Below are 25009 nucleotides of genomic sequence, written 5' to 3' on the forward strand. Positions count from 1 at the left end.
ATATGCGAAAATTGTTCGCTGCGATTTTACTGATTGCTACAGGTAATTTGTTTGCCGAAACGTGGACGCAGACGCTGAAAGGGTATGATTGTACAGGTTCTTGCTGGCTTTATTCGGATAGCTCGAATGTGATGTATGGAAAATATTTTGCAAGTCATTTTAGCGATGTGAGGACCGCTACAATTGTCTTGACAGATTCTGGTTTGTCTTTTGGAGAGTTCTTTGACCCTTTTGAGGCGAATTATCCTGGCGTTATCTACTTTTCTTTAGCGGACGGATTGTGTGATTGCAGCTTTTTTGTAGGAGCTGCTCCGCTAGGGAGCAGTGCAATTCCAGCTTTTTGTGGATACGATTTTCTTGTTTCCGCTTTCGCAGCAAATTCTACAGTGCCATAATGGATTCAATCTGGATTCAGAAAACTCCAAGTTTTGTATTTGAGGACGCACTGAATTTAACAGATAGCAATGCATTTTTGCCCGTAATAAATAAGGAGTTCTACCTGAGCGATTTGGTTTATGCTTCAGCGATCCCAAAATTTACTGACACAGTGTTGTCGATTACCTTCAAGCAGATAATCGATTCGATCTATTTTGTCTATCGGAAAGACACTTCCTATTTTGCCTACTGTCAATTACTTCAGTCAAATGGCTGCTTTTCATTCCAGATACAGTGTGTCTTTCAAAATGATGGATCGACTTATTTTCCAACTTTTGAATTGGAATCACACCCTTATCCTTCTTGGTTCCATTCAAGTGATATGATATATTTTGGCACTGGAATTGGCGTTCCTGTAAATGAGGGAACATGTCTTACATGGGAAGAGGTGGAAAAGTACGTAAAAGTCGCAAAGGAAAATGCGGCCATCACAAGTCAAAAACAAAATCGGCAAAAAGAATCAGATTCAAAATCCTATCAGCTGAACGGCAGTCCGAGTTCGGGCAATCACACAGGCGTTGTTATCGAAAACGGCAAAGCAAAACTTCGGCTGAAGAAATGACCTCGGCGCAGATGCCGGCGGGCAATCTTTTTACATTTGTCCGCATGGAACTTTCATCTGTTTTGAATTTGGCAAGTTCGTTTGCCCAAGAAGCCGGAAACGCTGCGCTTTCTATGCAAGATCACTTGGGAAACATCCGATTTAAAACTCCCAAGGATGTCGTGACCGTCGCCGACATGGAAAGCGAACGCATTCTCGTCGCTCGCATTCAGGAGCATTTTCCCGAACATTCCATCCGCACCGAAGAAGCCGGTCACGTGAAAGATGGCTCGCAATTCGAATGGATCATCGATCCGGTCGATGGAACCTTGAACTTTAGCCGCGGCATCCCGCTCTGGGGTGTTTCGCTCGCACTTGTCGAAAAGTCGGAATCGGCAGCAAAGCCTTTGATTGCGGCGGTGTACTTGCCCGGGCTCGGAAAAATATATTCGGCGTATCGCGGAGGCGGCGCTTTTGTGAACGGCAAAAAAATTTCGGTCAGCGCCACGTCGGAACTTTCGAAGGCGATTGTTTCCAACGGGGACTTTAACGTCGGCGACTGGGCGAAAATCAACGCGCAGAACCTGAAAAACTTTCGGAACGAAGCGGAAAACTGCTCGCGCGTCAAGTGCTACGGCAGTGCCGTTGTCGAAGGAACTCTGGTGGCTCAAGGCTCTCTAGACGCATTCGTCATGACCATGAGCTACCCCTGGGACATTGCGGGCATCGCACTGCTCGTTCAAGAAGCTGGCGGCAAGGTTTCCGAATTGTCCGGAGAACCCGTGCGCTTTATCGATGGCGAGCAGGTCCTATTCTCCAATGGAATTTTACATGAACAAATGATTCAAATCCTAAAATGAGGAAAACATGAAAAGAGAAGGATTTAAATCGCGGTTGGGATTTCTCCTCGTTTCCGCAGGATGTGCCGTCGGAATCGGCAACGTCTGGAAATTTCCGTTTTTAGTCGGTCAAAATGGCGGCGGATTTTTCGTATTGTTCTATCTGATTTTCTTAATCGTCATGGGCATTCCCATTTTGACTATGGAACTTTCCGTAGGGCGAGCTTCTCGCAGAACAGCGGTTTCCGGCTACAAGCGACTGGAACCCGCAGGCAGCAAATGGCATTGGCATGGTTATTTCTGTTTTTTGGGTTGTCTGCTTTTAATGATGTACTACACGACTGTTTCCGGCTGGATGCTCAACTATTTTTGCAAATTTTCGTTGGGAGATTTCGCAATGGCTTCGACTGGCGACGTGGGAAATATCTTCACCTCTATGCTCGGCAGCCCAACACAAATGCTTTTGGGAATGACCGCTTCGGTTGTGTTCGGTTTTCTCATCAACAGTTTCGGCGTCCAAAAAGGGCTTGAACTCGTTTCTAAAGTGATGATGGTCGGGCTTTTCATTTTGATTCTCGCCCTTGCCGTTCACAGCTTATGCTTGCCGAACGCCATCGAAGGCGTCAAATTCTATCTGCTGCCAAATCTGGACAATATCCGAGCGCAAGGACTGGGATCCGTCATCACCGCCGCAATGAATCAGGCATTTTTTACGCTTTCTTTGGGGGTCGGAGCTATGGAAATTTTTGGTTCCTACACTTCCGACAAATACACTCTCGGCGGGGAAGCCGTGCGAATTGGCATACTCGACACGATGGTTGCCATTGCCGCCGGACTCATCATCATTCCCGCCTGTTTCGCCTACAATGTGGAACCGGACGCCGGTCCCAGCTTGATTTTTCTGACCCTTCCCCACGTTTTTCTGCACATGGAGTTCGGGCGTTTTTGGGGGGCAGCCTTCTTCCTTTTCATGACTTTCGCCAGCCTTTCCACGGTTTTGGCCGTATTCGAAAACCTCCTTTCGGGATGCCTTGACGAATTCCACTGGACACGCAAAAAAGCGACCCTCGTTTGTCTTGTCGTCGTTTTCGTGTTGTCGATTCCCTGCGCTCTGGGCTATAATCTTCTAAGCGACGTACATCCCATTGGCGAAAAGGACATCCTGGATTCCGAAGACTTCATCGTTTCCAATTTTTTGCTTCCTTTAGGTTCTCTGGTTTATCTTCTGTTTTGCGTCAGCAAATGGGGCTGGGGCTTTGACAATTACTTGGCCGAAGCAAACAAAGGCAAAGGATTAAAAATCCCCCGTTGGTTTAAAAACTATTTCCGATTTGTGCTTCCCATCCTGATTTTAATTATCTTCGTCAATGGATTGCTCTAATCCGAGCAAAAAGGATATAGCTGTAAATTATATTAAGGCCATGCAATTCAAAACATTAATTGTCGATGACGAACCTTTGGCGCGCATGAGAATGCGTAAATTGTTAGAGCCGTATGCAGATCTCGTGACGATTGCGGGCGAAGCGGCTACGGGCGAAGAAGCGGTAAACCTCATTCGTCAAATTCATCCCGACCTCGTTTTTCTGGACATTCAAATGCCGGACAAAAACGGTTTTGACGTGCTGAAAGAAGTCGATGCAGAAGAAGACCCCCTGATTGTTTTTACGACGGCTTACGACGAATACGCTTTAAAAGCTTTTGCGGAATATACGATCGACTACCTGTTAAAGCCCATTGAAGAAGAGCGCCTACAGGTCTGCATGGACAAGGTTCGCCGCCTCGGAGGAATTTTAGGCGGTTCCGTCGATACAGAAGAAGATATGCAACGCCTGCTCAATCGTTCTCCCAGCGACCAGCAGACTTATTTGCGAAGAATCCAAGCTAAAATCGGCGACAGGACAATCGTCATTCCCATTGAAAACATTTTCCGTTTTCAAAGCGAAGAAAAATACACGACGGTTTACGCATCGAACGGAAAGTTCATCATCAGCACGCCACTTATCGAGTTGGAAAAGCGACTGGATCCCGCTCAATTTGTTCGGGTGCATCGCGCCCATTTGATCGCCATCGACGCGATTACAGAATATCAGCGCCTGCCCAACGGGCACTTCACGATTAAATTGCACGACAAAGACCTCTCCGTCATTCCGGTCAGCCGGAACTTTGTCAGCAACCTGCATTCACTTTGATTCATTCTTTAAAATTCTTTTTAACCGGCGGCACTTGCTCCGGTTTTTCTTTTTAGATGGCATAAGACTATGCGAGAAGCAATAATGAAATACGCAGAAAAAAATCGACAACAGGCTAAATAACTATTTTTTATCCTGAACTCCCGCAAAAACAAACCCAAAACGACACATAAAAAATTTTTCGATGCAGTCCATGGTAAAATATCTTTTTGTATTGACAAGTTCCCCAAAAGACTTTTTTTGTGAACAGACCCTTGTCGCCATCGCCTCTTTGCGCGACCACAATCCAAACGCCTTTGTCACCGTTCTCACCGACGACAAAACCGCAGCCACCCTAACGGGAAATCGCGCAGCACTCAAAGATGCCGCCGATGAAGTCAAGGTTTTGGAACTCGACGAAAAGCTTTCGCCGATGCTCCGTTCCCGCTACCTGAAGACCGTTATGCGCAACGTGATCGACGGCGATTTCCTGTATATGGATTCCGACATCGCCGTTGTCGGCGACCTTTCAATTCCTTCTGAATGGAACGGCGGCATTTATGCCGTTTTGGATTTTCACACCAATTTGCACAAGGCAATCAATCGGAAAAAAATTCTGAACAACGCCAAGATGCTGGGATTTTCTCCGATTCTAAACGACGAAATTTTTAACGGGGGCGTCATGTTTGCTCCCGACACGATCGAATGCCGCCATTTTTTTGAAAAATGGCACGAATTATGGCTGTATTGCGTCAGCAAGAATTTTCCTTACGATATGGCATCTTTGGCAGAAGCGAATTTTCATTTCGGCTATATCATGCAAAAAATGCCCGGTGGATGGAACTGTCAGCTGGCTTACGGCAACCGTTTTTTGCCCACAGCAAAAATTTTGCATTTTTTTGGTTCCCGCATTATCGACACCCGCGGCATTCCCGTTCCAAAATCCATGGACATTTTTCTGCCCAAAATTTTGCGCAAGGATTTTTATACAAACCTCAAAAACATTCCCGTTCATGTCGGCGCGGACAAGCGAATTTCTATCAACGCCTACTACGATGAAGTGATCCTGCACGCCAAAGACGCGTTTGAATTTCAGACGAAAAAGGTCGGAGCTCCAGGCGCGTACATCATTCGCAGCTACGCTTTCGCCAAATCCCTCGCCTGGATTTACAAAAAAGCACCGATTCTTTTAAAACCCTTGGAATGGCTCGGAAAACTTTTTAAACCGGAATGACCTCGGATCAATCGATGCGGTAAATTTTCACATCTTTAAATTGATACCGATTTAAATTTTTTCCCAAATTGAATTCCAAACGAGCAAAAAGATCGTCCACAAGCGCCGTATATTCAAACTCGTACGATTTCCAAACCGTATCCATATCCACTTGCTTTTGGAAAGCTTCCGTATCGTATGTATTATACGAGCCCAAACGAACAGTGATAGGAGCTTCCGAATCCGCAATCGCCGTAAAAATCAATTTATATCGACGTCCCTGAAGCAGCGGAATATCTTCATGAATCAGCTGAACACTGTAATTCTGTGTTCCCGCGGACGAAACGGTCACGGTCATTTCATTATTTGAAATACTCGTATCCGCCAATCCTCCCAACTGCTGCACCAAAATCCAATCCCGATGGTCTGCAAAATTCCCATTAGAAACCCAATTGGAATCGATGACATCATAGCGGGCAAGGACATTCGCGTCATATTCATCTTCAAAAACACCGTTGGAATAATATGTCAGACGATGCGCCGCCGAAAATGCCCGGCTAAATCTCGCCGTCAAAGAATCCCACAGCACCTTATTGTGCAACGCATCAAAACGGACCGTGTCGTCCACCGCCTCTGCTGTCGTCATAGGCAAACCGCCGACCCATTTGGGCACGCAAAAACACACCGTCAACGAAACGGCTCCATCTGCGGCAAAGTCCAATTGATTTTTCATATAGCGCACTTCCAAAGAATCCAAGCCGGCGAAAGAAAAAGTAAACGGCACATACGAGCCCGCTATTTTCATTTTTCCTGCCATCTGCGGATTTTCAACAACCGGCGCAAATCTCGCCCCAACTTCTTTCAGCAAACCGGATTCGTCAATTTCAATATCGCCAAACGCGGCCTTCCAGTCTTCCCGAATTTCTGCGGAATCTTCTGCAAACGCAATGGAGATTGGAGCATCCGACGAATACTCGGGCCACAAAGTAAGTCCCGCAGCCAAATCAAAACCCACATAGATGTAGTAGCTAGAATACGCAGAAAGCCGCCACAACGAAAGACTCAAATCATCAATCAGAACCGAATCCGAATCCAAAGCCATCCGAGCAGCCACCGCAGGTTCAGGACTGTCCGTTTCCTCTAATTCATAATCCACGACAAATCGAGCTAAAAAAGAATGCGCCTGAATTTCCGGATTGCCGATTTCAATTCCAGCCTGATCCGAAGTTTTGCTGCAAGAGAACAAAAGAACGGAAAGAATCACCGCAACAAAGGAAACGAGACTTTGAAACATTACATTCCTCGGGTTAATGGAAACAGCTGGATGTTCACTTGAACAACATCATCACCATTTCCGGCTTCACTGGAGAAATCTAATAGTTCTTTTCGCATGAGTTGCAAATGTTTTTTCAAAGCGGGGAAATCTTTACGCTGAATGGAGAAAGTCACCGCCGAAATATCCCGTCGATCCGCCGAAACGCCTTCCATGGACTCTTTGGCCAGGTCCAGCATCTGGCGATGATACTGCCTCACCAGCATATCCTTTACTTCGTCCTCCGTCGTAATCAAAGACTGCTGCTGGCGGTAGCTGTTCGCCGTTTTAGAAATCAATCCGAGGGATGCTAGCAATTTTAAGGATTCCGCCGCCTGTGCAGGCGTTACCAAACCGCCAAGACGCCTAGAAATCCATTCCGGGGCCGGATTGAATCCCCGCAGTTCCACCATTTCCCGAATGACGGAATGATACCATTCTGTAAATATACGGAATTGCGCATGTTCCAATTTGCGCAAACGGGAACCCGGAGTCGATTTGACCAGCTTTCCGTAGTAAAATGATTTTTCCTTATCGGTTGTCGCCTGATTGAAAAAAACCAAGTTTTCAAAGTAAACGGCCCTTTCATCGGTCAAGTCCAGACCCTGGATGATTTTGACAACCGTATTCTTGGTGATATTCCGTTTGCCGTCCATGACGAGTTTGAGATGCGCATGACTGGAAAGTCCCGCTTTAGAAGCAAAGTAGCGCAAACTAAACGCCGGCGATGTCGCCTTTTTAAAAGCATAATAGTCGTGCAGAAACACGCGATAATTCGTGTACTGTAAAACGTCTGGAAAGGACGGTTTTTCTTTTTCTACACTTTCCATGTTAAAAAAATAACCGCTTTGCAAAAAAATAAAAAAGCAAACTGTGAAATCCTGTTTACATTTGAGAACGAGAAAGCAGTTTTCCGTAGCGATTGTGGTGCAGATATTTTCCGTGTAAAAATTCCGCATCCTTCGCCATGCCTTCCCATTCAAAACCAAGGCGTTTAGCGAGCGCGTTGCTTTTCACATTTTCTACAGCCGCAGAAATTTCCACCCGATGTATTCCCAAATTTTGCAAATAGTCCAGCACAAGTCCAACAGCTTCCGTGGCGCAGCCCTCGCCTTCAAATTCGCTCCCTAAAAAATATTCCAAAGCCGACGAACAATTTTTCCAGTCAATCCATTGCAAAATCACTCCACCGATTAAAGCTCCATCTGCAAAACGCCGTATTCCCAAGGCACCGCCGCGTCCCATTTCCCGCTGGACCCGATACGAATCAATCATCGCATAGGCATCCGAAATCGAGCGGAAATTTTCTACCCACGGCAACCAAAGCTGTAAAGATTCCCTCGACGAATCCACCAAAAACAACAATTCTTCGGAATCTTCCGCTTCCCAAAAAGACAAAAAAAGGCGCGAACCTTCCAGCGATTCCAAAGGCAAATCCCACAAACTACTCGACATCTTTGACATAAAAAGCCCGCTGGCATTCCGGATTAGAAAAATCATCGCAGGAATAATCTTTTGACGGGTAGTAATCCCCAGTAACGCGGGTCAAATGAACTGCCGACGCATCTTGCCATTTCGACGGAAAAGCCGATGCGTCCGAAAGATAAATGCTGTCGCCTTTGACGCGATTCCCTTGCGCATCCACGTCGTAGAGGAAAAAACATCCTTTCCGAGCGCAACGTCCCGAATATTGAAAAGACACTTCTCCGTAAATCGTCCGGCAAAAGGAAGAGTTCTGCACCTGAGACGAAAGCTCCCGAAGACCAGCGACTGTCGTTTCCTGACAAGTTGAGAAAGAATCGGAATCGCCACAGCTCCACAAGCAAAGAGCCATAAGCCCAAGAATACTTTTTTTCATGTCCTCTAATATAGATAGTCTTTTTACTCGCCGGGCGACCATCTCCTCGTCCAAATCCGCCAAGGAGAATTTTAAAAATTCTTTCCCTTATGGAAACCGCCACAAAGGCGCATTTTAGAAGAACCGCTTTAATCTGAAAAATTTCCGCCGTCACAAAAAAGTCCCGTTCCAAAAGAACGAGACTTATGCGGGTGAAAGGACTTGAACCTTCATGTCCTTGCGAACACTAGAACCTGAATCTAGCGCGTATACCAATTCCGCCACACCCGCAAGTGTGTGCAACCAATGTTAAAAAAAATCCCCGATTTGTCAAGGGAAAAAATTCTGAATCCAAGCTCTACGGAAAGAAATCCACCAGGACCAATCATGTTCACCCCTTTCATCAAAGCGGATTTTACAAAATTTTGCCCCTAATCCAGAGCAAAAGCGTTCCAGCCAAGGCAAAATCCGTTCCGGCGGATATAGCCGGTCCAAACCGCCCTGCATAAAAGTCCACGAGCCTTCCCGAATTTTCGGATCTCGAAGCAAGTTCTGCGCATCGGCGACCGCGGCTAGATTCGTGCTGATCAGAAGCCTGGATTTTACCGTACGCTTTCCATAAAGCGTATAGCCCACAACCCCCAAACCGCCGTCCGAAATACCGACGAGAGAAACAGTATCTATTTGAATATGAAATCGGGCTTCCATAGAATCCAGTGCATAATCCACCGCAAGCAACGCCTGTTGCGTCAGCCAGTGATTTTCCTTGCACGCTGAAACGCTGACCACCGCAGACTCTCCAGAGGCTTTCTCTAAAAAGGGAACCAGCGCTTTGCCCGCTTCATAACCTTTAGCGCATTTGGAACTTTGCATTCCTCCATGAAACCAGACATAGATCTGCGGAAGTTTGATATTTCCTTGATGCCAAAAAGCGGCAGGACTCGAAAAATCCCCCGCGGAAATCACCAGAGAATCGGCAGAAAATTTTGGAACGGTCGTTTCAGAAAAAGCGAAAGAAAGCATCAAAAGAACGGCGACGAGAATTTTCATTTTGAACGCCTTAGCGATCGACGCAAAGCCCAGAACGCTAGGAATAAAAGCCCGATTTCCAAACACGCTTCCCACAACAACGCCCGAAGCTGGAATGCGCGGATTTCCTCCGATGCCAGAGCACCGTCATTTCCGGCAATTCCCGTCACGATCCATTCCGAATCCGAAATGCGAATTGCCCGCACTTCAATCGGTGCAGGCATTTCCGATTCTGCCCAAAAAGAAATCCACTCCTTTAAAACAAGATCTTCGCTTTGCGGCAAAGCCAGAATGAATACGGCATTGCGGTCGCCATTCAAACTGAAAAAGGCTTTGTCTAAAAGCGGAATTCCCGAACCGCTCCAACCGCGAACCAACGATACCGAGGAAATTTTCCCATAGAACAGATCTTCATTGCCATTCAAAGATTTATAAAAAGGCAGAGTCTGCACGAAAAGATATGACGAAATAAAGCAGCAAAAAACCGACAATGACAAAAAAAGAATTCGGATAGAGCGAGACATTTCTATTTCCTTGAACGAACGGCGAAAAATAAGGTGAATAAAAGCAGCACAATCGAAATCAAATAGAAGACTTGCTGCGTCCAAAATTTAATTTCACGATTTTTCAGGCTTTGTATCTTAAAAGACTGGGCAAGATTATCGCATTGTACAAGCACTCTGTCGCCAGCGACCCGATTCCAGAGTTCCGCAATTTTTGCATTCCACAAAAGAATCGATTCATAACGCAGCCATAAAGAATCCGGCAATTTTCCCTTCCATGCAGAATCCGGCAGAATGGCAAAACCCAGTCGGGCAGAATCCAAATTTTTCACCAGAGGTTCCGCAATTTCAAGATTCCAGCGATTCAACGTCGCCACTAGATTCATCGCACTGTCCAACCAAGAAGCCCTTTCTGGCACATAGCGCTTTATAGAAGCTATCCATACCAACACCGAATTTTCAAACTCCGAAAACTCGCGTTCCGGAGGCATCCAGACAATGGAGCGATCGTTTTCCGAAGCCGCATAAACCGACACGGCGATTTCCCGCAACCCGCGAAGTGAAGACATCAACTCTTCGGAGTTTCCTTCCGACGCCACCCGAACTCTTTCCATTTTTTGCATCACTCGACCGGAAAAAAACTTATAGTCGGACAGCGTATCTAAATAGCGAACATAAACATCCATCTGTTGTTTTTGGGAATAATAAAAGAGCACCGTCAAAGCCAGTGTCAGCAAAAGAATGCCCCAAACCAGAGGCGCATTGATGCGGTTTTTTAAAATTTCACCAAGAGAATGAATCCGATTTCCCTGCATAACTCGAAATTACCTTTTTTCTATGTTATAGATATGCACGAATTTCAAAAAATGATGTTTTTGGCCTGGCTTTGCGCCGTACTTATCGCCTGCGAAGAAGACGACATCCGCCAAACGGAACACTACAACGGCATCCGCAAAACACAAGTCGCCTATAAAAACGACAAGCCTCATGGAGAGTTCAAACGTTGGACATCCCACGGAGATTTGGCGGAATCGGGAATTTATAAAAACGGTTTTCGCGAAGGCGAATGGACAGAATGGTTTGCCAACGGAAAAATACAAGCGCGCGGACAATACGAACACGGTAAAATGCAAGGACTCTGGCTTGGTTATTATCACGATGGAAAAATCGCATGGGAAAGGACCTACAAAGACGGAGAACCCGTCGGCATTTGGACGGAATACTATCCTTCGGGGAAAATTCAAGAAAGAAATTCCTGTTTTAAAAATGCACAAACAGGTGTTCGCGAAGTATTTGCAGCAAGCGGGAAACGGGAACGGCTAGAACACTGCAAGTACGGCATATTGAACGGTTCCGTTGAAACGTATTATCCCGGAGGAGCACTGGAATCCTCGCATCAATACAGCGAAGGTACTCTTCATGGTAAAGCGATTTTGTTTCGAGCAACGGGAAAAATCTGGCGGACCGCTTTTTACAAATTTGGCCTTCGAGATTCCCTTTGGACATATTATTCTCAAGACGGAAGCGAAGAAAAAACAAGCCTTTTCAAAAATGGGAACGGCATTGCCTACGGAGAACTCGGAGAAAAAGGAATCGATGCAGAAACCACTTTTGTGAACAATCTTGTTCAAGATACGATTCGCTACACTCTTCCCGGCCACTCGCTGCTTTACGAAGAAATTTGGCATCAAGGTGAAAAGCTAAAATTGACATCAAGATACACACAAAACAACCAGATTGCCAGTGAAGGCTTCTTCTCAAATGGGAAACGCAACGGATTTTGGAGAAACTGGTATTTGAACGGGAAGTTAAAGGATAGCCTATTTTATAAAGACGACGAAGTTCAAGGCGAACAGCTGCATTACGATTCAACGGGAAAATTATATATGCGTAAAACGCAATTCGGAAAAAACGGACCCATGCAGGTGAAATTTGAATAATCAGAAATAAATCACCAGCTAGTGCCTAAGAAAAATTCCATCCGATGCCCCGTTTCAAAACCAAAAAACAAACCGCGATTCATCTCGTATGCAAAGCCGTATTCAAACGGAAGAGATTTCAATCCATAAGCAATCTGCACTCGCATTCTGAATCCGGAATACTCATCGTCCATTTTTTGATATGCAGGCAACATATTCAAATTCTTGGATTCTTGAATCCGGTGACGCAGTAAAAACACATAAGAAATACGAAGTCCATTCGGCGTTGAAATTTTATAAAAAGGTTTCCAGACCAAAGAAAATTTCTCGCCGATTTCCATACCGGGCTGAAAATTGTCCCTTTCCAAAAAAGAATAAAATCCGAAAGCAGCGCCAAAATACAAAAACGCCGAAATCGGATAAAACGCCATCGGTTCCAAGCCCCAACGCGGAAAACGCTCCTTTTGACTGCCTTCTCCAGGAACAAAACGAAAATTTGCAGCCACTCCCACATATTCCAAAGGAAACCATTTCATTCCCAAATAGGATTCGTTAAAGCCATTCACCTGCAAATCCAACATTTCATGCAATTGCCTTCTCCACAATATTTCCCACTGGTAACTGAAAAAACGATAAGAAACATCGCTGTAAAAACTCAACTGCCGGCACACGGCCAGCTCTGTAGAAAGCCGAGCATCCAAGCTATAAACATCGTCACGAAGTTCCAGTATTGTACCCGTTGCAACCGATGAATACGGCGCGGAAATCGGACGCAAAAATTCCATTGCCAAAGAATAGGATTGCACAAGCAGAGCAAAGCCAAAACCTTTTACGATGATTTTCATCAATTCATTCATTTGGAGATAAGAAAAATAGCTTCAAATTCATCAAAGAAAATTTCCGTTTGCTATAATTAGATGACAAATCCTACGTTTTTAGATTTGAAAAATTCATGCAGGCCCATTCCCATACACCCAATCGCCCTAAACGGGGCACGATATGCGCACAAAAAATCGCATTGCTTTTTGTCTGCACAATATTCTGCGGTTGCATCGGGGAAAATCCGCAGAGCCACTCGACATATCTGCCCTTGAACGACACGGAATACCCGTATGCAGGCGTACCGAGAATCGTCATTGAAACCGAGGGCTTCCAAGAAATCCGAGACAACGAAACAGAAATTCCCGCGAAATTGCAAATTTGGGGAAAGAATGCGCCTGAAAGCGAAGTGCTGAATCTCACCATCCGTGGAAGAGGCAACTCGTCATTCATGATGACCAAATACAGTTTGAAATTGGAATTTTTCGAGAAGCAAAAACTCTTTGGAATGCCTGCCAACAAAGACTGGAACCTGATTTCCAATTTTCGGGACAAAACCCATTTAAGGAATTACATTACCTTTTTGCTCGCCGAATCTCTTGGCGATTATGCAACCCGCTCTTGCTTTACCGAAATTTATCTCAACCGACAATATCTGGGGCTCTACTTATTTACGGAAAGCGTCAAAGTCGGAAAGAATCGGGTAAACATTCCCAAAAATGATTCGAGCTTTTTGATAGAAAAAACCAGAGAGAACAACGCAAAAGAAAATTTATTCACCACAAATCGAAAATATCTATTTGAATTGAAATATCCTAAAAGACCTTCGCAAGAAACAATTCAACTGGTGAAATCGCACTTTAATGACTTTGAATCCTATTTAAAGGAAAACTCTTTCACAAAAGAAAACCCTTTAACGCATTGGATAGATATTGAAAGTTTTTTACGCTATTACTGGATTCAGGAATTTTCCAAAAATCGAGATGGTAATTTTGGACGCAGTATATTTATCACTTGGGAAAAGGGCGGACTCATCAAAATGGGGCCCGTCTGGGATTTTGATTTGGCTTATGGAATTTGGAACTTCGATACGACTCCGCCGTCGGATTGGTTTATTAGGCATTTCGGCTGGTACGGCCTCTTATTCGACCACGAATCCTTTGAAAATCTGGCGAAAGAATATTGGAAAAATCATCGCGGCGATTTTCTAGCGATAACATCCTCCATAGATTCGTTGGCTTTGCAAGTGCGCAAGGCTGTACTGAACGACGAAAAACGCTGGCCTGTTTTAAAGAACGACGATTCCTGGCCATTTGTCGATAAATACGAAAGCCACGAGGAAGCCGTCGATTCTCTGCAAAGTTGGATGACTCAGCGCATCAAATGGCTGGATGAAAATTTATAATTCTATCTTTTACCCATGGTTTCAAAGCAAACTATAATTTCTTCTCTCATTTGGAAATTTCTAGAACGAATAGGAACCCAGTTAGCGCAATTTGTCGTTTCCATAGTCCTCGCCCGTCTGCTTGCTCCTAATGATTTCGGTATTATCGCTCTTGTAATGATTGTCATTGCTATCGCCGATGTTTTTGTGCATAGCGGACTTAATACAGCGCTCATCCAAAAAAAAGATGCCGACGAATTAGATTTTTCTTCCGTATTTTACGCAAGCATGGGCGTAGCAACAATCATTTATACAGGAATCTTTTTCACCTCTCCCTTTATCGCCGAGTTCTACGGGAAAACAGAATTGGTTCCCGTTATTCGCGTTCTTTCCTTGACACTATTTCTCGGTGTATTCAATTCTATTCAGGGAGCCTATATTTCCAAACACATGCTTTTTAAAAAGCTGTTTTTAAGAAGTATCGGAGCCATGATTCCTTCTGGAATTTTAGGAATTGCGCTAGCCTTCTGCGGATTTGGAGTCTGGGCGCTCGTCGCCCAACAATTAAGCAACGTCTTTCTCGCCGTTATCATCATGTGGTTCACCATTCCTTGGCGTCCTCGGCTCCAATTTTCTTTTACAAGATTAAAAGGTTTATTTTCTTTCGGCTGGAAACTTCTTCTATCGTCATTGTTAGACACGCTTTACTCTAAGATGCGAGGATTAATCATTGGCAAAATTTTTACGCCCGCCGACCTCGCTTTCTACGATCGCGGAGATCGTTTTCCCTTTTTAGCGGTAAACAACATCAACAATTCAATCCAATCCGTCATGTTGCCATCTATTTCGGCAATCCAAGACGACAAATCACAAGTTAAAAGACTTATGCGAAGAGCCATCGTCACCAGCTCCTTTTTGATTATGCCGATAATGGCAGGACTTGCGGCGACGGCAAAGCCCATCACACTAATCCTACTTGGCGAAAAATGGCTCCCCTGTGTCCCATTTATGCAGATCTATTGTTTCATTTACTGTTTTTATCCGATTCACACTTCAAATCTTTCCGCCATCAACGCAATGGGGCGAAGCGACATCTTTTTAAAACTGGAAATCATCAAAAAAATTTTAGGCGTTTCTTTGATTTTAGCGTCCCTTTACATTTTTAGATCTCCGATAGGAATCGCCTACGGAACCCTGTGCAATACGCTGTGCTGTGCATTCATCAACGCTCACCCCAACAAAAAGTTACTGAATTATGGCTATTTAGAACAAATCCGGGACATCCTTCCATCCTTTATTCTTGCCATTCTAATGGGCATCATTATCCATTTCATCGAATTTGCAGGATTCAATCTTTATTTAACGCTTGTTTTACAAATCTTAATCGGATTCGCTATTTATATGGGCGCCGCAAAACAATTACATTTAGAATGTTTAGAATATCTGATAGAAACCGTGAAAGGATTTAAATATGGAAGATAAACCGATAACAGTCACCTCCCCATTGCTTCCAAATTTGGACGAATTCATCCCGATGCTCCGTGATATTTGGAATCGGAAATGGCTAACAAACAACGGCCACTACCACAAAAAACTAGAAAATGCTTTAGCGGAATATCTAGGAGTAAACTATCTAAGTCTTTTCACTAACGGAACCCTCCCCTTGATAACCGCATTACAGGCTTTGCGCATTTCAGGAGAAGTGATAACAACGCCATATAGTTTTGTGGCGACGACTCATTCCATCTGGTGGAACGGCATTAAGCCCGTGTTTGTTGATGTTGAGGAAGAAACAGGAAATATCGACCCCGAAAAAATCGAGGCGGCGATCACCCCGCACACAACGGCAATCATGCCCGTACACGTTTACGGCACACCTTGCAATATAAAACGCATTCAAGAAATCGCCGACATTTACGGTTTGAAAGTTATTTACGATGCCGCACACGCCTTTGGGGTAACCATAAACAAGGATTCCATTTTAAAAGCCGGCGATATGTCCACGTTGAGTTTCCACGCTACAAAAGTTTACAATACAATCGAAGGCGGTGCCCTTATCTGCCACGACGAAGCGACAAAAAAGAGAATCGACTATCTAAAAAATTTTGGATTTGCCAACGAGGTAACAGTCGTTGCTCCAGGAATTAACAGTAAAATGGACGAAATCCGAGCAGCCTATGGTCTTTTAAATTTGAAACAAGTCGATTCAGCCATCGCCCAAAGAGCCTCCATAGTTCAAAAATACAGAAACGGATTCAAAAATGTTTCGGGAATCCGAGTTCTTAAAGATCTGGAAGGGGTTCGGCACAACTATTCCTATTTCCCGATTTTCGTGGATGAAAAAGAATATGGAATGAGCAGAGACTCCCTTTACGAGTTGCTCAAGGCGCATCATATTTTTGGACGACGTTATTTTTATCCACTGATAAGTACATTCAGCGCATACAAGGGATTGGCATCCGCAGACCCCAAAAATCTACCAATAGCAAACAAACTCGCAAATCAGGTCCTTTGTTTACCAATGTTCGCCGGTCTCGATAACAAAAACATCGACCGCATTATAAATATTGTCGCAAAATAACAATATGACCCAAGACGAACTCATCAAAAAAATCAAAGACATCGAATGGGATGACTTTGAAGTAAAAGAAGCAGCAACGGCTCTTCCCAAAAACATTTGGGAAACCGTCAGTGCTTTCGCCAATACTTCCGGCGGATGGATTGTCTTAGGCGTAAAGCAAATGGGGAAAAAATTTAGCATCAGCGGCGTTCAAAATGGCGAAAAAATTGAATCGGATTTTTTGAACATTATTCGTAGCCGACAGAAATTAAATCAACTGATTGCCGTAAAATTGAAAAAATACAGAATTGGCAACAAACTAATCCTTGCATTCTATATTCCCTCGTCTCCATTTAAGCCGATTTATTTTTCTTCGGAGTACAACACGTTCATTCGAACAGGTAGCGGCGACCGGCGAGCTTCCGACTTTGAAATTACGGCCATGTTACGGGATCAAGCGTTTGGAACAAAAAGCGAACAGATTATCGAAGAATCTTCACTAAAAATGCTCAATCTTGATTCTCTGGAATCCTATTTAGAACATGTTAAAGCTTTTAATCCGGAATTTCCATATAGCAGATTGCCTACCGAAAAATTTTGTGAAAAGACGGGAATAAGCAAAAAAGGAAAACTGACTTATGGAGGCCTTCTCATGTTCGGCAAGCGAGACCCCATTCAATACCATGTCAACAATTTTTGGATAGATATGCTGGAAATTCCAGGGAAAAATATGGGGGAAGCTGAACCCCGATATACTTTCCGGATGCCAGAACAAGAAAATATTTGGGAATACTATAATGTCCTTATCCAACGTCTAAGAACACATATAGATGCCCCTTTTTCTACGGGACCAAATGGGTTTTCTCCTGACGACAATTCCCAATTATACGCTTTACGAGAAGGCCTCATCAATATGCTCGCCCATGCAGACTATTTCACTCCAATGCATTCAACTATTCGCATATTCACAGATCGCATAGAATTTCAAAACCCGGGGCGATTTCCATTCAATCTGAAAGATCTGCGCTCGCAAAACCATTCCATACCACGCAATCCAATTCTCATCAAATTATTCCGCTACGCCAAACTGTCTGAAAACGCCGGATACGGAATTGACAAGATGCTCTCTTGGGAAAAATTGACCCACAAAAAAGTCAAATTTAAAAGTGATTTTGTCCTTTCAACCATTATATACTATCAAGTGTCTAAAAATTTTGCCGACAAATGGGATGAGCCTCTAAATGAGCCTCTAAATGAGCCTCTAAATGAGCCTCTAACTCATACAGCAAAAGAACTATTGAAAGCTATAAGAAACAATCCCAAAGCAACCAAAGAAGATTTCGCTAAACTGATTCAAAAATCACGTTCTACAATAACTCGGACAATCGCAAAACTCATAGAGCACAAACTTATCATGCGAACCGGATCGGACAAGAACGGTTTTTGGGAAATCATCCAGAACAGGAAATCTTAACCCATGGCACACAAAAAAAACATCCTCGTATTTCCTTGCGGTTCAGAAATCGCTCTTGAAATCTATCGCAGCGTTAAGAATTCAGCGCATTTTAATTTGATCGGAGCCAGTTCAGTCGATGATCACGGGAAATTCGTATTTGAAAACTACATAGGAAATATCCCATTCATCACAGACAAGAATTTTATTAACGCCATCAAAAAGATTGTCAAAGAAAAACACATCGATGCCATTTACCCAGCGATGGACGCCGTTATCGAAATCTTGAAAAAAAATGAAAAAAGCCTCGGATGCAAAGTGATTTCTTCTAATTCGGAAACAACGCAAATTTGTCTTTCCAAAACAAAAACCTATCGAGTTCTAAAATCTTTCGTTCGAGTTCCAGAAATTTATTCCACAGAAAAACTCCGAGAATCGCCCGACGTATTTCCCATTTTTGCAAAACCTGATATCGGTTACGGCAGTCGCGGAGCAAAAAAAATCTGTTCCGTTCTCGAAATGGAAACACACCTTGCCCAATATCCTTCTTGTATTTTGCTGGAATTTTTGCCCGGCGATGAATTTACCGTAGATTGCTTTTCCGACAAATCCGGAAATCTTCTTTTTGCTGCTCCAAGAAAACGTGGCCGTATCATGAACGGCATCAGCGTAAACACAAAAGCGGAAAAAGATGATTCGGAATTTCAAGCGTTTGCAAAAAAAATTAATGCGCAAATAAAATTCCGCGGAGCCTGGTTTTTCCAAGTCAAACGGGACTCAAACGGGAAGCTCGCCTTACTAGAAGTTGCCAGCCGTTTCGGCGGATCTTCTTCACTGTTCCGTGCGCAAGGAGTCAATTTTGCCATGATGTCATTATTTGACGCCTTTGACATCCCGGTATCTGTTCTTCGCAACAATTACGCTGTTGAACTCGATAGAGCTTTGGGCAATAGTTATCAAATAGATTTAAAATACAGCGAAGTCTTTGTAGATTTCGACGACTGCATTTACCTAGAAACAGCTTATGTAAACGATACGTTGATGGCTTTCCTTTTTCGCTGCATCAACGCAGGTATTCGGATAACTCTGCTTTCTAAGCACGACGACGAAAAATTAGGTCCTCTAGACGATTTGTTGGATAACCTTCGGATTCGTCCAATCTTTGACCGAATCCTGCACATAAGACCCGATCAAAAAAAAGTAGATTTTATAGACAATATGGAAGCCATTTTTATTGACGATTCTTTTGCCGAGCGCAAAGCTATTGCAGAAAAATTCCACATCCCGGTATTTAGTATGGATATGGTGGAGATACTATGATGATGTATAAAACAGGAATTACCGTTGGCGTTTTTGATTTATTTCATGTGGGTCATTTAAATTTATTAGAAAGCTGCAAAGCCATGTGCGATTATTTAATTGTTGCCGTTTGTTGCGACGAGTATGTGACAAAAATAAAGCACAAGCAGCCCGTTTATAATGAACAGGATCGGATTCGTCTTCTTTCGGCGTTAAAAGTTGTCGACAAAGTCGTCCCCGTAACCATTGAAGAAATAGAAAACAAATTACTTCTATTAAAAAAGCATCCTTTCGACTGTTTGTTTTCAGGGGATGATTGGAAGGGAAGTCCTCGTTATCAAAAAACAGAAGAACAATTTGCCAAGTTGGGAGTGAGCATTGAGTATCTCCCTTACACAAAAGGCATTTCGACGACACAAATAAAAAATAAATTATTAGGACAGAAAAAAATGGAAGAGGTTTAATATGATTTCTTTTGACATTAAACGCGTTCAAGAAAGACTTCTTAAAATGGCAAAAGAAATCGCCAGTATTCTTGAAGACCACGATATTCCTTATCAAATAGCATTCGGTACGCTTCTCGGAGCTGTACGTCACAAAGGATTCATTCCATGGGACGACGATTTTGATTTTTTCCTTTTCGACGACTCCTATGAAAAAGCTATGGAGGTTCTTCAAAAAAACATCTCGCAAAATATGTTCCTAGAAAATGAAAAGACAGAAGCGCATTTTTTTCATGGATGGGCCCGCATAAAAGACACCCAAAGCGATTGCCAATACGACCTCTATCCTCAAGACAAATCGTATTTACATCACGGGCTCTGCGTAGATTTATTCAGAATCAAAAAAATGCATGGAAAGGATTTTGCCGACTTTCGTTTCAACGAAGCAATGAATTACATTAAACGTCGAAAAAAGTTAGGTCTTATTTCAGACGAAGAATTTATAACACGGCAAAAAAAGTTTGAAGAGTGCTTCGAAAAAGACAAGACCAATTCTACCAAAGAAATTCTCGCCTATCCTTTCGACATTGGCAAACAATATCCCGAAGATGTTTTTCCGCTCAAAAAATACAAGTTTGAAGACACCACATTTTTCGGACCCCAAAATGCAGACAACATTCTGGCAATGCGATACGGCGACTACAGAAAACTGCCACCAGAAAGCGAACGGCACCCGCATTACAGCCAGGTAATATTTAAGGAGAACGAATGAAACGGATTATCACTTATGGAACATTCGATTTACTTCATTACGGGCACATCAATCTTCTCCGTAGAGCGAAAGCCCTTGGCGATTATCTAATCGTAGCTCTATCTACAGATGAATTCAATTGGAACCAAAAGCAGAAAAAATGTTATTTCTGTTATGAAAAACGCAAACAGCTTCTAGAAGCGATTCGCTATGTGGATTTAGTCATCCCCGAAGAGAACTGGGAGCAAAAAAAAACAGACGTCAAAGAATACCACATTGACACCTTTGTAATGGGTGATGATTGGAATGGCAAATTTGATTTTTTAAAAGAACAATGCGAGGTCGTCTATCTGGGACGCACTCCAGAGATCAGTACAACGCAAATCAAAAAAGATCTGGAGAAAAATACATGACAGAAGCAGAACGCCTTATCCAAGATGGATTATTTTCAGACGATTATTTTAAAGAAGAAACTCGAAATGATTTTAAAATTTCGTCAAAAACAAAAAAAATCTGGGCAATCGAATTAGAAATGCTCCTTACCCTGGACAAAGTCTGCCGCAAACATCATCTGAAATATTTCTTGCTCTTCGGAACGCTTCTAGGGGCCGTGCGTCACCATGGATTTATCCCTTGGGATGACGATGTCGATGTCGGAATGTTCCGAGACGACTACGAAAAACTTCTCCTTTTAAAAGACGAATTTCCTGCTCCGATTTTTTTGCAGAACCACAAAACGGATCCGGAATGTTTTATGTCCTATTCGCGCTTGAGAAACTCCAATACGACCGCGATTTCTAAAAAGCTAAGATTTCAAAAAATGAATCACGGTATTTTTCTCGATATTTTCCCATTGGACAATTTACTTCAAAATGAATCTTCCGAACGCTACGAAAAAATAAACGCTCTCAATATTGACAACGGAACATTCATGAAAATGTCCAACCCCAATCTTTCCGGAAGAGATCTGCTTTTGTCAAAAGACTACAAAAGACAAAATAAAGATCCCGAAAAAACGCTAGAGGAAATTCACCTCTTGGCGACTTTGCAAAACGCCAAACCCATGGAATACATTTGCAATCTTGTTTGTACTCTTTCGCCACTACGAACTAAAAGATGGAACGCTGAATGGTTTTCAAAAACGATACCATTTGAAATCGACGGTTTTAAGTTTTCGGGACCTGTAGGCTATAAAGAAATTCTGACAATGAACTACGGCGACTATATGAAATTTCCGCCTTTAGAAGAGCGGCAAGCACATCCTCATTATCTTTTTGACCCAGACAAATCTTACTTGGATTTCCAACCTCAAGACATAGAGTAAATACAAAAAAACTATTATTTAGGACAATACCGAATCCATTTTTAGAAAGAGAACGTTAACGCCTTATGCTCGACAGAACAGAAGAAGATATTATCAGAAATTGGCCAAACCATTTTGATTGCCCATTGGTCTCTGTCCGTTGCACGGCATTCAATCATGAAAAATACATCGCCGAATGCCTTGAAGGATTCCTGATCCAAGAAACGAATTTTCCATTTGAAGTTATTGTACACGAAGACGCTTCGACGGACAAGACAGCATCAATTATTCGGGAATACGAGAAGCGGTATCCAAAAATCATCAAGCCTATCTATGAAACGGAAAATCAGTACTCCAAACAGGACGGCTCCTTTACACGAATCATCAACGCTCACCTGACGGGAAAATATATCGCCATGTGTGAAGGAGACGATTATTGGACTGACCCGAATAAATTGCAGCGTCAAGTAGATTTTTTAGAAAGCAATTCAGATTACTCTATGATTTTCCATGATGCCGCCATAAAAAACGAATTAGAAACTCGTTTAATAAATTCGGTTTATCCTGTTATGAAAAATCAGGACTATTCTGCAACCGAATTGTTTAAAAAATGGACAGTTCCTACAGCCTCTATGCTATACCGACGAGAGGCTTTAACGTATGCCATCAAAAATTCCAAAAACATTTTAAATGGAGATATTTTTTTAGTTGAAAAGTGCGCTCATTTGGGGAAAGTCCGCTGCATCAATGAACAAATGAGCGTATATCGTATTCAACCCAAAGGCGTCACATGGGACGACTCGCAGAAAATACAGCGTTTGCGCAAATATCCCGCCCATTTCAAAGCAATAAAAGAAAATTTTCCATTAATAGAAAAAAACATAGTCAATGCGGCGATCAGCCGCTCGCTAATATGCGCACTAAAATATGAGAATTTTCCTCAAAAAATATCTTACGCCATTCAATCCTTGTACTACTCTCCTAAAGAATTTTGCCTCTCTTTTCTAAAAAAATTACGAAAAATCGTTCATTCATAATGCCACGCATCCACTACTTTAATTTATTAAACATATTCGCCTGCATCAGTGTAATCGCATTACATTGCAACGCCTATTCACATTCATTTGCCCACAACAGTGCTTGGCATCAAGCAATTATTTTTGAAGTTGTCTTTTTTGCCGCAGTCCCCATATTCTTTATGCTTTCTGGAGCAACGCTCTTTTCTTTTAAAGAACGATATACCACAAAAGATTTCTATAAAAAAAGGATTCGGCGGACTTTTTTTCCCTATCTTATTTTCAGTATCATTCTTTACATTCTATTTCTCTATAAAAATTTCCACGACACGGGGGCGTTTTATTTAGACCTACATCATTTCTTTTCTACGATGTCAACAGGGCAAATTCCGTTTTCAAACTACTGGTTTTTCATCCCGTTATTTCTTTTCTATTTATTTCTTCCCTTTCTAGAAAAAATCGTCAATCATTCATCATTAAACGCTCTTGCTTGGCTGTGCATTTTCGTTTTCTTCTTTCAATCATGCGTCCCCCTAATCAATTTATTCGGCGACTTTAATATTACAAAAGCAACGCCTATTAGCGGATATTGTATTTATGCCATTCTAGGATTTGTTCTAAATAAAACCAATCTTGAAAAAAGATGGACAAACCTACTTTGGCTTGGAATTATTACTTTATGTGTTTTTATAATCCGCTATTTAGGTATTTTATCCCTTGAGCATCGAGATACATTGTGGTTCAGCTACTTCGGATTTTATGCCGTGATCCCCGCGATATTTTTCTTTTTAACATTTAAAAGATTAAATCCTCATTTAGACAAACATCCTCAATTAGCAGAAAAGATCAAACAATTATCTTCGCTTAGTTTTGGCATTTATTTAATCCATGGAGTTGTTTTAACTTTACTTCCTTTTGAAAAATCTTCTATTTCTTATCGCATCTTAGGAATACCTCTTGTTTACGGTTCTTGTGCTTTCTTTATTTATTTCGGCAAAAAAATTCCCTTGCTAAAACGAATCATCCCTTAAAGGAGAATCAGCTCTGTCTTTATGAAAAAATGGAATTATCTTATTGTAGGTTCAGGACTTTTTGGTGCAACTTTCGCTTACCGAGCTACGAAATTAGGTAAAAAATGCCTAGTAATTGATAAACGTCCGCATTTAGGCGGAAATATCTACTGCGAAAATATGGAAGGAATCAATGTGCACAAATATGGTGCCCATATTTTTCACACATCCAACAAGCAAGTTTGGGATTTTGTCAATTCCTTTGTCAAATTTAACCGCTACACAAATTCACCGATTGCAAATTATAAGAATAAACTTTATAATTTGCCATTTAATATGAATACATTTTATCAAATGTGGGGAGTACAAACCCCTGCAGAAGCTTTTGCCAAAATAGAAGCGCAAAAAGCGGAAGCTCTTAAATTTATCGGTAATCGTAGTCCAAAAAATTTAGAAGAACAAGCACTCTTACTCGTTGGTAAAGATATTTTTGAAAAGCTCATTAAAGAATATACAGAAAAACAATGGGGAAGAAATTGCAAAAATTTACCGGCGTTCATTATCAAGCGATTACCGCTTCGTTTTACATTTGATAATAATTATTTCAACGATAACTACCAAGGGATTCCTATCGGAGGATACAACAAATTAATAACAGGTTTGTTATCTGGCATAGAATGTCAAACAAGCGTGAATTTTTTTGACAGCTATAAAGACAATTGGAAAAATTTGGCAGAAAAACTCGTTTATACAGGTCCGCTAGATGAATATTTTGCATACAAATTAGGAAGACTTAATTGGCGTTCAATTAAATTAAAATGTCGTATAGAAAATGTTCCGAATTTCCAAGGAAATGCCGTAGTAAATTATACATCTCATGACAAACCGTTTACTCGAATTATTGAGCACAAGCATTTTGAAATGTTTGGGCAAACCATTTATGACATCCCCAAAACTATAATTTCTGAAGAATATTCCTTAGAGTACAAAAATGATGGAGAAATGGAGCCATATTATCCTGTTAATGATGGATACAACAATAAACTGGCGGAAGAATATCGAACATTAGCGAAAAAAGAAGAAAATGTCATTTTTGGAGGCAGGCTTGCAGAATACAAGTATTATGATATGGCTCCAATTATTGATCAAGTAATGAATTTGCAAAATATTTAAAT

27 protein-coding genes and 1 tRNA gene are annotated in these 25009 nt (G+C 42.3%); 19 read left to right on the forward strand and 9 right to left on the reverse strand.

Annotated elements, in window-relative coordinates; genetic code table 11:
- Positions 1-2 precede the first annotated feature (2 nt).
- The 6 genes from B5D40_RS00440 to B5D40_RS00465 all read left to right on the forward strand — a co-directional run bounded on the left by B5D40_RS00440 (position 3) and on the right by B5D40_RS00465 (position 5217).
- The gene (locus tag B5D40_RS00440) at positions 3-395 is read left to right on the forward strand and encodes a hypothetical protein (RefSeq protein ID WP_078775292.1); all 393 of its coding nucleotides are present in this window, start codon (positions 3-5) and stop codon (positions 393-395) included.
- A complete protein-coding gene (locus tag B5D40_RS00445) occupies positions 395-997 on the forward strand; it encodes a hypothetical protein (RefSeq protein ID WP_078775293.1) in 603 nt (200 codons plus the stop codon). Before B5D40_RS00440 ends, B5D40_RS00445 begins: the two co-directional genes overlap by 1 nt.
- A gap of 44 nt (positions 998-1041) precedes the next feature.
- Positions 1042-1836 carry an inositol monophosphatase family protein gene (locus B5D40_RS00450; protein ID WP_078775337.1) on the forward strand — a complete coding sequence of 265 codons (795 nt, stop codon included), beginning with the start codon at positions 1042-1044 and terminating at the stop codon, positions 1834-1836.
- A 7-nt stretch (positions 1837-1843) separates the two neighbouring features.
- Complete coding sequence (locus tag B5D40_RS00455; protein WP_078775294.1) at positions 1844-3196, forward strand: sodium-dependent transporter; 1353 nt, start codon at positions 1844-1846, stop codon at positions 3194-3196.
- Between the two features lie 40 nt (positions 3197-3236).
- Entirely contained in the window at positions 3237-4004 is a 768-nt protein-coding gene (locus B5D40_RS00460; RefSeq protein ID WP_078775338.1) for a LytR/AlgR family response regulator transcription factor, read from the forward strand.
- 184 nt (positions 4005-4188) lie between these two features.
- Complete coding sequence (locus tag B5D40_RS00465) at positions 4189-5217, forward strand: glycosyltransferase family protein (RefSeq protein WP_078775295.1); 1029 nt, start codon at positions 4189-4191, stop codon at positions 5215-5217.
- 7 nt (positions 5218-5224) lie between these two features.
- Here the strand turns inward: B5D40_RS00465 and B5D40_RS00470 are convergent, their stop codons facing one another.
- From B5D40_RS00470 to B5D40_RS00505, 8 genes are all read right to left on the reverse strand, one after another.
- Positions 5225-6490, reverse strand: coding sequence for a carbohydrate binding domain-containing protein (locus tag B5D40_RS00470; protein ID WP_078775296.1), 1266 nt, complete (start codon positions 6488-6490; stop codon positions 5225-5227).
- Positions 6490-7338 carry a TIGR02147 family protein gene (locus tag B5D40_RS00475; protein ID WP_078775339.1) on the reverse strand — a complete coding sequence of 283 codons (849 nt, stop codon included), beginning with the start codon at positions 7336-7338 and terminating at the stop codon, positions 6490-6492. The genes B5D40_RS00470 and B5D40_RS00475 overlap by 1 nt, the downstream gene beginning before the upstream one ends.
- A gap of 55 nt (positions 7339-7393) precedes the next feature.
- The gene (locus B5D40_RS00480) at positions 7394-8008 is read right to left on the reverse strand and encodes a GNAT family N-acetyltransferase (RefSeq protein WP_078775297.1); all 615 of its coding nucleotides are present in this window, start codon (positions 8006-8008) and stop codon (positions 7394-7396) included.
- Positions 7953-8366, reverse strand: coding sequence for a hypothetical protein (locus tag B5D40_RS00485; RefSeq protein WP_073301745.1), 414 nt, complete (start codon positions 8364-8366; stop codon positions 7953-7955). The genes B5D40_RS00480 and B5D40_RS00485 overlap by 56 nt, the downstream gene beginning before the upstream one ends.
- Before the next feature lie 186 nt (positions 8367-8552).
- Positions 8553-8636, reverse strand: a tRNA-Leu gene (locus B5D40_RS00490).
- A 39-nt stretch (positions 8637-8675) separates the two neighbouring features.
- A complete protein-coding gene (locus B5D40_RS00495; protein WP_078775298.1) occupies positions 8676-9395 on the reverse strand; it encodes a hypothetical protein in 720 nt (239 codons plus the stop codon).
- Complete coding sequence (locus tag B5D40_RS00500) at positions 9392-9898, reverse strand: hypothetical protein (RefSeq protein ID WP_078775299.1); 507 nt, start codon at positions 9896-9898, stop codon at positions 9392-9394. The genes B5D40_RS00495 and B5D40_RS00500 overlap by 4 nt, the downstream gene beginning before the upstream one ends.
- Before the next feature lie 2 nt (positions 9899-9900).
- Positions 9901-10692, reverse strand: coding sequence for a hypothetical protein (locus B5D40_RS00505; protein ID WP_078775300.1), 792 nt, complete (start codon positions 10690-10692; stop codon positions 9901-9903).
- Between the two features lie 51 nt (positions 10693-10743).
- On the opposite strand from B5D40_RS00505, the gene B5D40_RS00510 reads away from it, so the two are divergent.
- Entirely contained in the window at positions 10744-11817 is a 1074-nt protein-coding gene (locus tag B5D40_RS00510; protein WP_158222151.1) for a toxin-antitoxin system YwqK family antitoxin, read from the forward strand.
- 11 nt (positions 11818-11828) lie between these two features.
- Here B5D40_RS00510 and B5D40_RS00515 read toward each other — a convergent pair whose 3' ends face one another.
- On the reverse strand, positions 11829-12653 hold the full coding sequence (locus tag B5D40_RS00515; protein WP_078775302.1) for a hypothetical protein: 825 nt from the start codon (positions 12651-12653) through the stop codon (positions 11829-11831).
- A gap of 95 nt (positions 12654-12748) precedes the next feature.
- On the opposite strand from B5D40_RS00515, the gene B5D40_RS00520 reads away from it, so the two are divergent.
- The 12 genes from B5D40_RS00520 to glf all read left to right on the forward strand — a co-directional run bounded on the left by B5D40_RS00520 (position 12749) and on the right by glf (position 25007).
- Positions 12749-14020, forward strand: coding sequence for a CotH kinase family protein (locus tag B5D40_RS00520; protein WP_078775303.1), 1272 nt, complete (start codon positions 12749-12751; stop codon positions 14018-14020).
- A gap of 15 nt (positions 14021-14035) precedes the next feature.
- A complete protein-coding gene (locus B5D40_RS00525; protein WP_078775304.1) occupies positions 14036-15481 on the forward strand; it encodes a lipopolysaccharide biosynthesis protein in 1446 nt (481 codons plus the stop codon).
- Positions 15471-16580 carry a DegT/DnrJ/EryC1/StrS family aminotransferase gene (locus B5D40_RS00530; protein ID WP_073301730.1) on the forward strand — a complete coding sequence of 370 codons (1110 nt, stop codon included), beginning with the start codon at positions 15471-15473 and terminating at the stop codon, positions 16578-16580. Before B5D40_RS00525 ends, B5D40_RS00530 begins: the two co-directional genes overlap by 11 nt.
- A 4-nt stretch (positions 16581-16584) precedes the next feature.
- Positions 16585-18033 carry an RNA-binding domain-containing protein gene (locus tag B5D40_RS00535; protein WP_073301728.1) on the forward strand — a complete coding sequence of 483 codons (1449 nt, stop codon included), beginning with the start codon at positions 16585-16587 and terminating at the stop codon, positions 18031-18033.
- A gap of 3 nt (positions 18034-18036) precedes the next feature.
- Positions 18037-19332, forward strand: a complete 1296-nt coding sequence (locus tag B5D40_RS00540) for an ATP-grasp domain-containing protein (protein WP_078775305.1) — start codon at positions 18037-18039, stop codon at positions 19330-19332.
- Positions 19329-19775, forward strand: a complete 447-nt coding sequence (locus tag B5D40_RS00545) for an FAD synthase family protein (protein ID WP_078775306.1) — start codon at positions 19329-19331, stop codon at positions 19773-19775. The genes B5D40_RS00540 and B5D40_RS00545 overlap by 4 nt, the downstream gene beginning before the upstream one ends.
- Position 19776: 1 nt before the next feature.
- Positions 19777-20526, forward strand: coding sequence for a LicD family protein (locus B5D40_RS00550; protein WP_073301722.1), 750 nt, complete (start codon positions 19777-19779; stop codon positions 20524-20526).
- Positions 20523-20918, forward strand: a complete 396-nt coding sequence (tagD, locus tag B5D40_RS00555; protein ID WP_078775307.1) for a glycerol-3-phosphate cytidylyltransferase — start codon at positions 20523-20525, stop codon at positions 20916-20918. The genes B5D40_RS00550 and tagD overlap by 4 nt, the downstream gene beginning before the upstream one ends.
- Positions 20915-21829 carry a LicD family protein gene (locus tag B5D40_RS00560; RefSeq protein ID WP_158222153.1) on the forward strand — a complete coding sequence of 305 codons (915 nt, stop codon included), beginning with the start codon at positions 20915-20917 and terminating at the stop codon, positions 21827-21829. Before tagD ends, B5D40_RS00560 begins: the two co-directional genes overlap by 4 nt.
- Before the next feature lie 65 nt (positions 21830-21894).
- Positions 21895-22845: a glycosyltransferase gene (locus B5D40_RS00565; RefSeq protein WP_078775309.1), complete on the forward strand. Its 951-nt coding sequence runs from the start codon at positions 21895-21897 to the stop codon at positions 22843-22845.
- Positions 22845-23855 (forward strand): acyltransferase, encoded by a 1011-nt coding sequence (locus tag B5D40_RS00570; protein ID WP_078775310.1) that lies wholly within the window; start codon positions 22845-22847, stop codon positions 23853-23855. The genes B5D40_RS00565 and B5D40_RS00570 overlap by 1 nt, the downstream gene beginning before the upstream one ends.
- Positions 23856-23876: 21 nt before the next feature.
- Positions 23877-25007 (forward strand): UDP-galactopyranose mutase, encoded by a 1131-nt coding sequence (gene glf / locus B5D40_RS00575; RefSeq protein WP_078775311.1) that lies wholly within the window; start codon positions 23877-23879, stop codon positions 25005-25007.
- Positions 25008-25009: the final 2 nt, after the last annotated feature.

It is taken from the genome of Fibrobacter intestinalis (assembly GCF_900167415.1).
Lineage (GTDB): Bacteria > Fibrobacterota > Fibrobacteria > Fibrobacterales > Fibrobacteraceae > Hallerella > Hallerella intestinalis.

Bases quoted from the DNA above. Each gene is read 5' to 3' on its own strand.
- tagD (WP_078775307.1), top strand. From the start codon at position 20,523: ATGAAACGGATTATCACTTATGGAACATTCGATTTACTTCATTACGGG.
- glf (WP_078775311.1), top strand. From the start codon at position 23,877: ATGAAAAAATGGAATTATCTTATTGTAGGTTCAGGACTTTTTGGTGCA.
- B5D40_RS00470 (WP_078775296.1), bottom strand. From the start codon at position 6,490: ATGTTTCAAAGTCTCGTTTCCTTTGTTGCGGTGATTCTTTCCGTTCTT.
- B5D40_RS00540 (WP_078775305.1), top strand. From the start codon at position 18,037: ATGGCACACAAAAAAAACATCCTCGTATTTCCTTGCGGTTCAGAAATC.
- B5D40_RS00520 (WP_078775303.1), top strand. From the start codon at position 12,749: ATGCAGGCCCATTCCCATACACCCAATCGCCCTAAACGGGGCACGATA.
- B5D40_RS00510 (WP_158222151.1), top strand. From the start codon at position 10,744: ATGATGTTTTTGGCCTGGCTTTGCGCCGTACTTATCGCCTGCGAAGAA.
- B5D40_RS00480 (WP_078775297.1), bottom strand. From the start codon at position 8,008: ATGATTTTTCTAATCCGGAATGCCAGCGGGCTTTTTATGTCAAAGATG.
- B5D40_RS00500 (WP_078775299.1), bottom strand. From the start codon at position 9,898: ATGTCTCGCTCTATCCGAATTCTTTTTTTGTCATTGTCGGTTTTTTGC.
- B5D40_RS00535 (WP_073301728.1), top strand. From the start codon at position 16,585: ATGACCCAAGACGAACTCATCAAAAAAATCAAAGACATCGAATGGGAT.
- B5D40_RS00565 (WP_078775309.1), top strand. From the start codon at position 21,895: ATGCTCGACAGAACAGAAGAAGATATTATCAGAAATTGGCCAAACCAT.
- B5D40_RS00545 (WP_078775306.1), top strand. From the start codon at position 19,329: ATGATGATGTATAAAACAGGAATTACCGTTGGCGTTTTTGATTTATTT.
- B5D40_RS00445 (WP_078775293.1), top strand. From the start codon at position 395: ATGGATTCAATCTGGATTCAGAAAACTCCAAGTTTTGTATTTGAGGAC.
- B5D40_RS00485 (WP_073301745.1), bottom strand. From the start codon at position 8,366: ATGAAAAAAAGTATTCTTGGGCTTATGGCTCTTTGCTTGTGGAGCTGT.
- B5D40_RS00440 (WP_078775292.1), top strand. From the start codon at position 3: ATGCGAAAATTGTTCGCTGCGATTTTACTGATTGCTACAGGTAATTTG.
- B5D40_RS00570 (WP_078775310.1), top strand. From the start codon at position 22,845: ATGCCACGCATCCACTACTTTAATTTATTAAACATATTCGCCTGCATC.
- B5D40_RS00465 (WP_078775295.1), top strand. From the start codon at position 4,189: ATGCAGTCCATGGTAAAATATCTTTTTGTATTGACAAGTTCCCCAAAA.
- B5D40_RS00525 (WP_078775304.1), top strand. From the start codon at position 14,036: ATGGTTTCAAAGCAAACTATAATTTCTTCTCTCATTTGGAAATTTCTA.
- B5D40_RS00515 (WP_078775302.1), bottom strand. From the start codon at position 12,653: ATGAATGAATTGATGAAAATCATCGTAAAAGGTTTTGGCTTTGCTCTG.
- B5D40_RS00530 (WP_073301730.1), top strand. From the start codon at position 15,471: ATGGAAGATAAACCGATAACAGTCACCTCCCCATTGCTTCCAAATTTG.
- B5D40_RS00455 (WP_078775294.1), top strand. From the start codon at position 1,844: ATGAAAAGAGAAGGATTTAAATCGCGGTTGGGATTTCTCCTCGTTTCC.
- B5D40_RS00460 (WP_078775338.1), top strand. From the start codon at position 3,237: ATGCAATTCAAAACATTAATTGTCGATGACGAACCTTTGGCGCGCATG.
- B5D40_RS00505 (WP_078775300.1), bottom strand. From the start codon at position 10,692: ATGCAGGGAAATCGGATTCATTCTCTTGGTGAAATTTTAAAAAACCGC.
- B5D40_RS00550 (WP_073301722.1), top strand. From the start codon at position 19,777: ATGATTTCTTTTGACATTAAACGCGTTCAAGAAAGACTTCTTAAAATG.
- B5D40_RS00475 (WP_078775339.1), bottom strand. From the start codon at position 7,338: ATGGAAAGTGTAGAAAAAGAAAAACCGTCCTTTCCAGACGTTTTACAG.
- B5D40_RS00495 (WP_078775298.1), bottom strand. From the start codon at position 9,395: ATGAAAATTCTCGTCGCCGTTCTTTTGATGCTTTCTTTCGCTTTTTCT.
- B5D40_RS00450 (WP_078775337.1), top strand. From the start codon at position 1,042: ATGGAACTTTCATCTGTTTTGAATTTGGCAAGTTCGTTTGCCCAAGAA.
- B5D40_RS00560 (WP_158222153.1), top strand. From the start codon at position 20,915: ATGACAGAAGCAGAACGCCTTATCCAAGATGGATTATTTTCAGACGAT.